The organism is Clostridium sp. AM46-21 (genome assembly GCF_003480025.1).
GTDB classification, from domain to species: Bacteria; Bacillota; Clostridia; order Lachnospirales; family Lachnospiraceae; genus Coprococcus; species Coprococcus ammoniilyticus.
The window spans coordinates 1-13,306 of sequence record NZ_QUIB01000020.1 but is presented as its reverse complement, the minus strand read 5'-3'; the positions used below and the strand labels follow the sequence as shown (position 1 = coordinate 13,306).

8 protein-coding genes and 1 pseudogene are annotated in these 13,306 nt (G+C 43.4%); all 9 read left to right on the top strand.

The window, feature by feature from the left end; all coding sequences use genetic code 11:
- The first annotated feature begins 22 nt into the window (after nt 1–22).
- On the top strand, nt 23–1,015 hold the full coding sequence (mreB, locus tag DW959_RS12495) for a rod shape-determining protein MreB (RefSeq protein ID WP_021944010.1): 993 nt from the start codon (nt 23–25) through the stop codon (nt 1,013–1,015).
- A 15-nt stretch (nt 1,016–1,030) separates the two neighbouring features.
- Entirely contained in the window at nt 1,031–1,684 is a 654-nt protein-coding gene (locus tag DW959_RS15155; protein ID WP_347475360.1) for a helix-hairpin-helix domain-containing protein, read from the top strand.
- Nucleotides 1,666–3,279 carry an AAA family ATPase gene (locus DW959_RS12490; RefSeq protein ID WP_347475359.1) on the top strand — a complete coding sequence of 538 codons (1,614 nt, stop codon included), beginning with the start codon at nt 1,666–1,668 and terminating at the stop codon, nt 3,277–3,279. Before DW959_RS15155 ends, DW959_RS12490 begins: the two co-directional genes overlap by 19 nt.
- An 81-nt stretch (nt 3,280–3,360) precedes the next feature.
- On the top strand, nt 3,361–4,083 hold the full coding sequence (locus DW959_RS12485) for a ComF family protein (protein ID WP_117808563.1): 723 nt from the start codon (nt 3,361–3,363) through the stop codon (nt 4,081–4,083).
- A gap of 202 nt (nt 4,084–4,285) precedes the next feature.
- Nucleotides 4,286–5,062 carry a phosphoribosylformimino-5-aminoimidazole carboxamide ribotide isomerase gene (hisA, locus tag DW959_RS12480; RefSeq protein WP_117808564.1) on the top strand — a complete coding sequence of 259 codons (777 nt, stop codon included), beginning with the start codon at nt 4,286–4,288 and terminating at the stop codon, nt 5,060–5,062.
- Between the two features lie 123 nt (nt 5,063–5,185).
- Nucleotides 5,186–7,495 (top strand): glycoside hydrolase family 9 protein, encoded by a 2,310-nt coding sequence (locus DW959_RS12475; protein ID WP_117808565.1) that lies wholly within the window; start codon nt 5,186–5,188, stop codon nt 7,493–7,495.
- A gap of 76 nt (nt 7,496–7,571) precedes the next feature.
- Nucleotides 7,572–10,762, top strand: a pseudogene (locus tag DW959_RS14730) (GtrA family protein).
- Between the two features lie 301 nt (nt 10,763–11,063).
- On the top strand, nt 11,064–12,815 hold the full coding sequence (locus DW959_RS12460; RefSeq protein WP_117808567.1) for an ATP-binding protein: 1,752 nt from the start codon (nt 11,064–11,066) through the stop codon (nt 12,813–12,815).
- Between the two features lie 20 nt (nt 12,816–12,835).
- Nucleotides 12,836–13,306 (top strand): hypothetical protein (locus DW959_RS12455; RefSeq protein ID WP_118500713.1); only part of this gene is annotated, 471 nt, incomplete at its 3' end.

Sequence of the window (13,306 nt, the reverse complement as noted above, 5' to 3'; positions counted from 1 at the left end):
GTAACCAGAAAGGGGACCAATCATGGCAAGTTCAGATATCGGTATAGATTTAGGTACCGCCAGTATATTGGTATATGTAAAAGGCAAGGGCGTTGTATTAAAAGAGCCGTCCGTAGTTGCCTATGACAGAGATACAAATAAAATAGTAGCGATCGGTGAAGAAGCCAGACTGATGCTTGGAAGAACACCGGGAAATATCGTAGCGATCCGCCCACTTCGTCAGGGTGTTATATCAGACTACACAATAACAGAAAAGATGTTAAAGTATTTTGTCCAGAAAGCAGTGGGAAGAAGTTACTTTGGAAGACGTCCACGTATCAGTGTATGTGTGCCTTCGCAGGTAACGGAGGTGGAGAAGAAAGCAGTAGAAGATGCAACTTATGCAGCAGGTGCAAGAGATGTATCGATTATAGAAGAACCGGTGGCAGCAGCAATCGGCGCAGGAATTGATATCTACAGACCATGTGGTAATATGATCGTCGATATCGGTGGCGGAACTTCAGATATTGCCGTTATTTCCCTTGGCGGCCCGGTTGTAAGTGCTTCCATTAAGGTTGCCGGAGATGATTTTGATGAAGCAATCGTGCGTTTTATGAGAAAGAAGCACAATCTTCTGATCGGTGAGAGAACCGCAGAGGAGATTAAGATCAAGATCGGAACCTGTTTCAGAAGACCAGAGAACATCACACTGGATATCCGTGGCAGGAATCTGGTAACCGGACTTCCAAAGACAGTAACAGTAACATCAGATGAGACAGAAGAAGCGCTGCGTGAGCCTGCATCCCAGATCTGTGAAGCCGTTCATTCCGTTCTGGAACGGACACCTCCTGAGCTGGCAGCAGACATTGCAGACAGAGGTATCGTATTGACCGGTGGTGGAGCATTGCTCCATGGACTGGAAGAGCTTCTGGAAGAAAAGACAGGAATTACAACCATGACTGCAGAAGATCCACTTCGTGCAGTTGCTATCGGAACAGGAAAATATATCGAATTACTCAACAGTAAGACAGAGTAACGCAGGAGACTTGTTGTGATAAAAGAAGGTTATGTTGAAAAAGTTATCTATAAAAATGACGACAATGGCTACGCCGTTTTCACTGTAGAAGGTGAAGACGGCGAAGACATTTTTGTCGGAACCCTTCACGGTATCAGTGAAGGAATCTACATATCTGCAGAAGGGGAATATGTCAATCATCCCCAGTATGATCTCCAATTCAAATTTACATCCTATGAAATCAAGATGCCGGACGATATGGTAAGTGTAGAACGATATCTGGGTTCTGGTATCATTAAAGGTGTCGGTGAGGCACTTGCAAAACGTATCGTAAAGAAATTTAAGATGGATTCTCTGCGTATCATTGAAGAAGAGCCGGAACGACTGGCAGAGGTCAAGGGTATCTCGGAGCGGAAAGCAAGAGAGATCGCAGTCTCTTATAATGAAAAGAAAGAGATGCAGGATGCGATCATTTTTCTGACCGGATATGGAATATCGATCAATCTGGCAGTGAAGATCTTCAATGAATACGGTCAGGAGATGTATAAAATCATCCGGTCAAATCCATATAAGATCGCTGAGGATATCAGTGGTGTCGGTTTTAAGACGGCGGATGAGATCGCTGAACGAATGGGGATCAGCAGTGATTCGGATTTTCGTATCAGGCAGCATTGTTATATACATTGTTAAATGCGAGCCAGCTTGGGCATATGTATCTTCCGAAGCAGATGCTGGTGGCAAAGACGTATTCACTTCTGGTGGATGACAATGTGCCATATAATGAAGAACTGGAAAATGAGATCGGAAGCCAGATTATAGAGCTTCAGATGGCAGGCAAGGCGATCGTAAAGGAGCTTGACGGAGCTGTAATTGCGGTCTATGCTGCGGCAAATTATTATATTGAGCTGAATTCAGCAAGAATATTGTCAGATATCGATCTGGATTTCACATCAGAGGATCGTCCACTGGATAAGATGCTTGCACAGATCGAGGAAGTAGAGAAGATTACACTGGAAGAAAAGCAGAAACTTGCGATCAAGAATGCAGTCAATAACGGCGTGGCAGTGATCACAGGTGGACCGGGTACGGGTAAAACAACAACGATCAATGCCATGATCAAGATGTTTGAGAAATTGAATCTGGAACTGTTGCTTGCAGCACCGACCGGACGCGCGGCAAAGAGGATCACCGAGGCAACCGGATATACGGCACAGACGATCCACCGGCTTCTGGAACTGTCCGGTGGCGGGATTGATGAAGAAGGAAACAGTTCCACCTATACATTTGCAAGAAATTCAAACAATCCGTTAGAAGCGGATGTAATTATCATAGATGAGATGTCGATGGTAGACAGCAGCCTGTTTTACAGTTTACTGCAGGCGATCATGCCGGGAACCAGACTGGTGCTGGTAGGGGATTCCAACCAGCTTCCATCTGTCGGACCGGGAAATGTATTAAAGGACATCATTCGTTCGGAAGTATTTTCCGTAACAGTGTTGGATAAGATATTCCGACAGGGCGAGAACAGTGACATTATCACGAACGCCCATCTGATCAATGCGGGAAAACAGCTTGCGATCAATAATAAAAGCCGGGATTTCTTCTACATACCAAGACAGGGATCACAGGATATTATCGCAGAATTGAAACATCTGATCTTAGACAGTCTGCCTGGGTTCTTCCAGGTCGATCCGATGAACATTCAGGTGCTTACTCCGATGCGGAAGTATGAGCTGGGTGTTGAGAATCTGAATAAACGGCTGCAGGAGATCCTGAACCCACCGAACAGAAGCATACCGGAGAAAGAGAAAAATGACGTTGTATTCCGTAAGGGCGACAAGGTCATGCAGATCAAGAACAATTACAAGCTGGAATGGAAGATCATGGATGCAAAAGGACGCTTCGTGAAGGAAGAGGGGGTAGGTGTATTCAATGGGGATGTCGGTTTTGTAAAAGAGATTGATGAGTTTGATCAGAAGATTGTTGTCGAATATGATGATGGAAGACTGGTAGATTACCTTTACTCCCAGCTTGATGAACTGGAACATGCATATGCTATCACAATACACAAATCACAGGGAAGTGAGTATCCGGTCGTGGTGATTCCGCTTCTTACAGGTCCGGCAAAGCTGCTGAACAGGAATCTGCTCTATACGGCAGTTACAAGGGCAAGAAAGGGTGTTGTGATCGTAGGCAATATAGGTCTGGTTAAGACGATGATTGATAATATCGACGAACAGAAGCGGTATACGACATTTGCAGAACGACTGGTAGAACTGGCATAAATCAGGAGAGGGATAATTTCCGAATGCATTGAATGTGCGAAGCACATGATATAACAGGAAAAGCAATAAAGGGGGCTATATATGCAGATACAGAACAAATGGAACCGGGCAATGATAGATCTGGTATTTCCAAGACGATGCCCGATCTGTGATGAGGTTATGCCGTATGGTGCAAAAGGAATCTGCGGAAAACATGAGTTGCTGCCATATGTGACAGAACCCACATGTATGAAATGTGGAAAAAGTCTGGATGACGAGGAGTTGGAATACTGTGCAGACTGCAGGACGCATACCCGGAGCTTTGAACGGGCATATCCGGTCTTCCGGTATGTGGAACCGGTCGCATCCAGTGTGCTCGCGATCAAATATCACAATAAACGGGAATATGTGGAATATTATGGAAGTCTTGTTGCAGAACGGATCCGGAAAGCGGGACTTGCAGAACGGCTGCAGATCATTTTGCCCGTACCGGTTCACAGAAGTAAATTACGGAAACGGGGATATAATCAGGCGGAGCTGTTGGCAGATGTGGTAGGACGGAGACTGGATATTCCGGTAGATAACGGACATCTGCTCCGTGTGTCGGATACGACACCACAGAAGGAATTATCACCGCTTGAACGTGCAAATAATATAAAACAGGCATTAGAGGTCCGGGCACTTCCGGCGGAATGGAAGACGGTCTTATTAATAGATGATATTTATACGACAGGTGCGACAGTGCAGGCATGTACGGAAGCATTACAGGAGGCTGGCGTGGAACAGGTCTATGTCGGAGTGATATGTATAGGAGAAGGTCGATGAGCTTGCATCGGCCTTTTCTATTTGTGTAAGTTATGAGTCATGATCTGAGTCTGCATGAGATGGACAACTGCCGCAGGTTTTTATATGACACTTGGATTATAGAAGGTTCTGTGTTAGAATAAACAATGTCTGCGGACACTTTGTATTTGCAGACATTGTAACGATATAAAAATGAAAAAAGGCATATTGCCTGGGAGAAAATATGAAATTTCGTCCATGCATCGATATACATAATGGAAAAGTGAAACAGATCGTTGGCAGCAGCCTTCAGGATGAAGGAAATGCTGCAAAAGAGAATTTTGTATCTGAGTACGATGGCGCAGCATTTGCCCGGATGTATAAGGATGCGGGTATACAGGGTGGACATATTATCCTGTTGAATCCGGCGGGAAGCGAGTATTATGAGGAGGATTGCTATCAGGCAGAGCTGGCACTTACGGAATATCCGGGAGGCTTGCAGATCGGTGGCGGTATCAATGCGGAAAATGCCGGACGGTTTCTTGACATGGGGGCATCCCATGTGATTGTTACATCGTATGTATTTAAAAATGGAGAGATCAACTATGACAATCTGGAAGCCATCCGACGGGCAGTTGGCAAGAATCATCTGGTACTGGATCTGAGCTGCAGACGATGCGAGGATGGTTATTATATTGTGACAGATCGCTGGCAGAAGTTCACAAAGGTAAAAATGACGGAAGGAACACTGGATATGCTTGCCGGTTACTGCGATGAATATTTGATCCATGCGGTGGATGTGGAAGGTAAGGCGTCCGGAATCGAGACACATATTGCCGAGCTGCTTGGAAACTGGGGCAGGATCCCTGTGACCTATGCAGGCGGGATCGCGTCCTTTGAGGATCTGGATAAACTGAAGCTGCTTGGCAGAAACCGGGTTGATTTTACAATCGGAAGCGCACTTGATATCTTTGGCGGACATATGCGGTATCAGGATGTCGTGCGATATCCGGAGCAGTAAGAGCTGGCTAATTGTTATGGTATAAAAGTGAAAGACATATGGAGCCGGGAGGCGACGTGTTATAAATATATGTACAGTTGAGAAGGTATCGTACATAAAGAAAATATGGAGGGATAATAAAACATGAGAAAAATGAAAAAAGTTGCTGTTCTTTGTCTGACTGCGGCGATGACCATGTCACTGCTTGCAGGCTGCAGTGGTACAAAGAAAGATGCAGATGGAACGACCGCTGAGACGACAGAGGTTACGACGGAAGCCGAGTCCACTGAGGAAGAAGAAACGACAACGGAGAAGGCAACCGAAGAGGAAACAGAGGAGCCAACAACAGAGGCACTGGGTGTTTCAGATGGTGATAAAGTCATCAATATCAATTTTGATGATAAGGATACGGATGGTTTCCACACCTATACGAATGGTGGAAATGAAGAAATGACCAATGAGGATGGAGAGCTTCACATCAACATCAAAAAGACAGGAAGTGCGGATTATGCAAACCAGATCTATTACGATGGCTTTCGTCTGTATCAGGGATGCGTTTATGAATATTCCTTTGATGTAAGATGCGACATTGAGCGTACGATCGAATGGAGATTACAGATCAATGGCGGAGATTATCATGCATATACCAGTGATGTGATCACGATCGGACCGGAGACGCAGCACATTACAGCACAGTTTACGATGGAAGAGGATTCCGATCCTGCACCTCGTCTTTGCTTTAATATGGGAAAGCAGGAAGGTATGACCGGAGACGAAGCAGAGCATAATATTTATTTTGATAATATCTTATTAGAGGCAGTTGATGCTTCCGGCGCACAGCAGGTAGAAGCAACACCGGATCCTATGGCTATCAATGTGAACCAGGTTGGTTATCTGACCGGCGATTCCAAGGTTGCTACTGTGATCGAAAAAAATGCAAAGTCATTTGAAGTAATAGATGTAACATCAAACAAGTCCGTATATTCAGCAGATCTGCCGGAAGAAGCTACCTACGATCCACCATCAGAGATGTTCTGCAAGCAGGCAGATTTCTCATCCGTAAAGGATGCAGGAACCTATAAGATCAAGACAGATGATGGAGAAGAATCCGCAGAGTTCAAGATCGGTGATGATATCTATGGTGACCTGTATAAGGATGTTGTACTGATGCTGTATAACCAGCGTTGTGGAGTAGAACTTGACAGCAGCATTGCAGGCGAATTTGCACATCCTGCCTGCCATACAGGAGAAGCGGTTGTATACGGGACTGATAAGAAGATCGATGTGACAGGCGGCTGGCATGATGCCGGAGATTATGGCCGTTATGTTGTATCCGGTGCCAAGACGGTACAGGATCTGTTTATGACATACGAGGATAATGAATACAAGGCAGATGATATTGGTATTCCGGAAAGCGGAAACGGTGTTCCGGATATCTTAGATGAAGCAAGATATGAACTGGACTGGATGCTTAAAATGCAGGATGACAATGGTGGTGTATATCACAAGGTAACCTGTGATGTATTTCCTGAGACGGTTATGCCGGAGAAAGAAACAGCACAGTTGATCGCATGTCCGATCTCAAATACAGCCACCGGAGATTTTACAGCTGTTATGGCAAAGGCGTCTGTTCTATATAAAGAATACGATGCAGATTTTGCAGCAAAATGTCTGGAAGCATCAAAGAAAGCATACGAATATCTGAGTGGCAACATGGATGCGCACGGATTCTCCAATCCGGATGATATTGTAACCGGTGAATATCCGGATACCATTTTCCGTGATGAAGCAATCTGGGCAGCAGTAGAATTGTATGCAGCAACCGGAGATGATTCCTATAAGAAAGCAGCCGATGCGATCATTGAGGGCGACGATATTGTAAACTACGGACTTGGATGGGCAGATGTCGGATATTATGCCCTGTACGATTATATTAAGTATGACGGCGGTTCAGCTAAGGCAAACGAACTGTTCTTCAATGAAGTAGATAAGACGGTAGAACAGATCAAAGACAATGGTTTTGGCGTATGGGTATCACCAACTAAGACATTTGCATGGGGAAGTAATATGAACATTGCAAATAAGGGAATGTTACTTCTGATGGCAAACAAGCTGAAGCCAGATGCAGACTATGTAAAATATGCTTCCTATCAGAGAGATTACCTGCTTGGAAGGAATGCAGTCGGCTATTGTTATGTAACAGGCTTTGGTACAAGAACTCCGCTTCATCCACACCACAGACCATCTCAGGTATTAGATGTAGCAATGCCGGGTATGTTAGTTGGCGGAGCAGACAGTAATCTGGAAGATCCATATGCGAAGGCTGTTCTTCTGGGCAAAGCACCGGAGAGCCGCTATGCAGACAATGCACAGTCATTTTCCTGTAATGAGATAACAATCTACTGGAATTCTCCATTGATCTATCTGCTGTCAGGTCTGGGTAATACAAAATAAAAAAGAATACACACACATGAACATGCAGCCGGCAGGGGTATCTGTTCGGCTGCACTGATATAAGAGAGTTATAGTTATGGACACAATAAAGAAGTTATTAAAAAAAGAGATTGTAAGATATGTAATAGCGGGTGTAGCCACGACAGTTGTAAATATTGTTTCATTTTATCTTCTGCGGATGTTCACCGGCTTATCCAGAAGCGGAGCGAATGTCATAGCGATATCGCTGGCGATCCTGTTTGCATTTTTTGCAAATAAGTTTTTTGTATTTACGGAGAGTAGTAAGAAGGATGCCGTGACTTTAAGCCGGGAATTTATATCCTTTGTCGGAACCAGGCTTCTTGCCATGCTGGTCGAAGTAGTTGGAACGAATCTGTTATGTGATTCCTTCCGCTGTAATGAATTCTTATCCAAGATCATTATTCAGTTCTTTGTAGTTGTGATCAATTATGTATTTGGCAAATGTTTCGTCTTTAAGAAAAAAAAGCCGTCTATACGGTTGTTTATGAAGAAAAACTATATTATTCTTCTTGCCGGACTGCTTCCGGCTTGTTTCCTGCTGGGAGTATGGATAGCAGAAAAGATCGGACCATTTGGCGGGAACAGTCTGACCATGGTGGACAGCCTGCATCAGTACCTTCCGTTTTTTTCTGATTATTATGATAAGCTTCAAAATGAAGGAAGTCTGTTTTATACCTGGGATATCGGTCTTGGAAGCAATATGCTGTCGATCATTGCCTATTATATTGCCTGCCCGATCAATTTCCTTGTGGTATTGTTCAAGCAGGAGCATATCTATATTGTGATGAGCTTGTTTATCGGAATCAAGATCATTTTATCCGGTATGTCATTTGCTTATTATATGCGGGAAAAATGTAAGGAACAGGGGAAATATCAGGCAGTGATTCTGATCTTTTCAACGGCATATGCATTAAGCAATTATATTATCGGTTATTCCTGGAACTTAATGTGGATGGATTGCATCCTGATCCTTCCGCTTATTATGGCGGGCTTTGAACGGATGACAGAAACCGGGAATTATAAGTTATATGTGCTGTCCCTGTTCTATGGATTGATGTGTAATTATTATATTTGTTTCATGATCTGTATTTTCCTCGTTATGGAATTCCTGCTGACCAATCATAAGAGCATAAAGAAATTCTTTACGGATGGTTTCCGTTTAGCGGGCTGTTCCTTATTGGCGGCCGGAATGGCAGCATTTCTTCTGATCCCGGCGTACCTTGGACTGAATACAACCGCTTCGGCAAATCGTGTATTTCCGAAAGCAGAATGGTATGGAAGCATCTGGGATCAGATCAAACAGCTTTTTTATCTGACAAAGCCAATCAAGAACCAGCAATTTGACGGCGGGCTGAATATATACTGTGGAACGATCTGTTTTGTTCTGCTGTTTGTATATCTGCTGAACCGTAGGATCAAGTTGTGGGATAAGGTTAAAAATGTGATCATACTTGTAGTTATATTTGCAAGTTTTAACAACCAGCTTTTGAATTATATCTGGCATGGCTTCCATGATCAGTATGGAATCCCGAATCGTTTTTCATTTCTGTTCATTTTCCTGCTGCTTGCCATGTGCTGTGAAGTGCTGATGAAGCTCAGAAGAAGGATATCCTGTCAGTTATGCTTGGAATTGCCTGTGGATATGCATTCCTGATCCTGGCGACAAAGAAGTGTACACTGGAAAAGGAAACCTTGTTATGGACAGAGATCTTTATAACAGCATACGCAGTATGCATGGTCGGCTTCACATTGACGAAGGGTATGTGGAAACGGATCATATCCTATGTGCTTCTGATTGTCTGTCTGGTTGAGACAACGATCAATGGAATTAAGGGATATGACAGCAATGGTTATGTAGATATCAGTCAGTATTTTGGTCTGGAATCGGAGATCCGGAATGCAATTGATTATCTGGACTGCAAGGATAAGCCATACCGGGTAGAGATGATGAATACAAAGATCGTAGACGAACCGACCTTTTATAATCTGAAAAGCGTCTGTCTGTTTGGCTCGACAGTATCTGCAGATCTGGTTGATATGATGCATGATCTGGGATATTACACAGGAGCAAATGAGTTTCTGTTTGATGGTGGAAATACAGTATCCAATTCCCTGCTTGGTATAAAATATCTGCTTCAGAGGGATGGCGAGTATAATTATTTTGATGTGAATTATGTAAATGAGGTGGATGGTATACGGTTATACGAGAATCCGTATGCATTGAGCCTTGGTTATATGGTCAATAATGATCTGTTGGATTATGATGGCGATATCGGAAATATGTTTGAGACGCTGAACCAGTTTGTGAAGCTGTCTACCGGTGTGCCGGGAGTATTCTCTGAATTATATCCGGAGGTATCCACATACAGTGATAACTGTGAGGTAACGCGTCAGGGAGATCTGAGTGAGTATTATTCATACAAGCGTACCGATAGCAGCACCTGTAACTTCCAGTTGAGCTTTGATATTACGGATGAGACGAATGATATTTATATCATGGCGAATTGCTCCGGTATCAACAAGGTTCGTATCTATATTGACAATGAAGAGAAGAATTATGAAAGACTTCAGAATCAGACCTATCATGTCGGACATCTGGTAAAGGGACAGAAGGTAACGGTTGAGTATTGTTTCCGCGATACCCAGGCAAATACAGGAACTGCCCGGCTGATCGTTGCAGATATGAACTGGGAATCCTTCCTTCAGGCATATGATATCCTGCAGAGCCAGCAGCTTCTTATCGGAAAGATGGAAGATGGATATGTGAAGGGTTATATTACGATCTCATATCCGGGACTGCTGTTCACATCGATCCCATATGATGCCGGATGGACAGCATATGTCGATGGCGAAAAATATGAGATTGACAAGGTTGGAAATGCATTTATTGCATTGAAGCTTGCTGCGGGTGATCATGTGATCGAATTCAAATATTTTCCACCTGGTCTGAAACTTGGACTGATCCTTACCTTTGCATGCTGGCTGCTGTTTGGCTTCCTGTGTGGAAGAAGACAGCTTCAGAACCGGAACGCGGAGAAAACATCAGGCAGGAGAAAACGCAGAACACAGAGTGCCGGCATAAATGAAACGGAGTCGGATGCAACAAGTGATCTGCCAGAACCGGACGACCGGAGCCTGTCAGTAGATGAAGCGGTGGAGCAGACAGAACCGGAGACTTTAGATGATGATTATTATAAGCATGTAGATGAGATCTTGAAGGATGTATTTGATAACGATCCAAAATAAAAAACAGGCATTATAACCATAATGCGTACGCTTTTGTGAGCCGGGAATTGACAGATGTATAACATATATAAAAAACAGGGCATATGGAACCTTGAAATTTGTTTATATCTGCCAGATTCCTGGAGATAGTGTAATCAGTGCATTAGTGATATCTAGTAAAAAATATCAAAAAAGGCCTATAGATTTTATGAAAAATCTATAGGTTTTTTTATCATCTCGTTGACCTTAACATTCATTTATAATATAATAACATGTGGAGTCAAAGTATTAGATTCAAAAAAGTAGAAATAGAGGTGCATCAATGGAGAAAATTAAGGAGTTGGGTTGGAAACCGGTCGCAGCAGCCGGTGCGGTACTTGGTCTTCTGGCAGGTATCTTAGGTGTTGCAGGTGTAGGAGTGGGTGCTCTGATCGTTGGAATACTTGCTGCAGTTGTAACATTTGGAGGAGTATTCATCATCTGTGGTGACGGTACGAGTGGAAGTGGCGGAAAGGGAGATAAATATAAAAAGTTATTTATGAACCTGCCAATCGGTTTTGCACAGGCAAAGATCATAGATGATCCTGTAAATGGTGTCAGTTATCAGATCGTAGATGCAAACGAGATCTTTGGTGAGTATTTCAAGCTGGATGTCAGTGATTACACCGGCAAGAACCTGAAAGAAAGCAAGATCGAGGTCCTTCAGGATATCAATGCCTGGTTTACGGCATATAATAACTCCGGAACAAAAGAAGGAGATCTGATGGATGTTGAGATCACAATGGAATCTCTTCAGAAGGTATTTAACACCGTAATGTATAAGTCAGAAGCAGATTACATTAACATGGTGGTTATTGATATCACAGATCAGAAAGATACAGAGAACAAATTGTCCAAGGCAATTGTTGATGCGAATGCAGCCTATAAGACACAGGCTGAGTTCCTTGCAAATATGAGCCATGAGATCCGTACACCTATCAATGGTATTCTGGGTATGCTCCAGCTTACACTGATGGCTGATGATCTTCAGGCAGATTACAGAGATAACCTTGTAACAGCAAAGAACTGTGCGGATACACTGCTCCGACTGATCAATGATATCCTTGATATCAGTAAGCTGGAAGCAGGAAAGTACAAGATCAAAGAAGAAACATTTGATATCAAACAGGCGATCGAGGAGACGGTTGCTGCTCAGGTACCACTTGCAAATAATAAGGGGTTACAGCTCGACTGTTCATTTGGAAACAATATTCCAAAGCTGGTAAAGGGCGATGGACAGAGAATTCAGCAGGTATTAAACTGCCTGTTATCAAACGCGATCAAGTTTACGTCAGAGGGAAGTGTACGTGTTAAGATCGCATCCATGGATATGGAAGGGGAAAATAAGGTTAAGATCCGTATGGCAGTTGCAGATACCGGTATTGGTATTTCAGAGGCTAACATGAGCAAGCTGTTTATCCGTTTCAGCCAGGTTGATTCTTCTGATACAAGAAGATATGGTGGATCCGGCCTTGGCCTTGTAATCACAAAGCAGATCGTTGAACTGATGGGTGGCAACATTCAGGTTCAGAGTAAGGAAGACATTGGTTCTACGTTCATCGTAGAAGTACCTATGAAGGTTGTAAAGGCATCGGATGATGCATCAGTAGAGATTGAGCAGGAAGAAGAACCGGCTGTATTTTCAATCAATGCACACAGCAAGGCAAGAATCCTTGTAGCTGAGGATGAACCGGTTAATCAGCAGGTAATCGGTAAGTTACTTGGTATGGCAGGCTTCTCTTACGATATTGCAGAGAATGGTCAGAAAGCAGTTGAACTCTTCAAGCAGAAGATTTACGATGCAGCGTTATTTGATGTACAGATGCCTGTTATGGATGGTATCGCAGCTACACAGGAGATCCGTGAGATCGAGCAGAAAGAGAAGAGAAAGAGACTTCCAATTATCGCAGTAACAGCAAGAGCCATGTTTGGTGATAAGGAACGTATTCTTGAGAATAAACTGGATGATTACATAGCAAAACCATATAATCTGAACGATGTTGTTGAGACATTGAACAAATATATTGATGATTAACATAAGGAGGTCATTTGACAATGGCAGGTAATTTTTTTCAGAATGCATTTGAAAAGACAAAGTCATTAGCTAATCAGGCAGTTGACAGCACAAAGTGTGCTGCACAGAAGACAAAGATAAAAGGCAAGATCTCATCTGAGAATTCCAATCTTGACAGAATCTATACAGAGATCGGAAGATATTATTACAACCTGAACAAGGAAGAAGCACCGGAGGAGATCAAGCATCTGTTTGACAGTGCTGCAAAGGGATTAGAGAATATTGCAGCTCTGGAGAAGGAATACAGAGAAGTAGAAGAACAGGAACACCGTATCATGAACAGTGGCAATCAGTATCAGCAGACACCACCACAGGGTATGTATAATCCGCAGATGAACGGAATGCCACCACAGGGTATGTACAATCCACAGATGAATGGAATGCCACCACAAGGCTACAATCCACAGATGAACGGAATGCCGCCACAGGGCATGGCACCGCAGATGAACGGA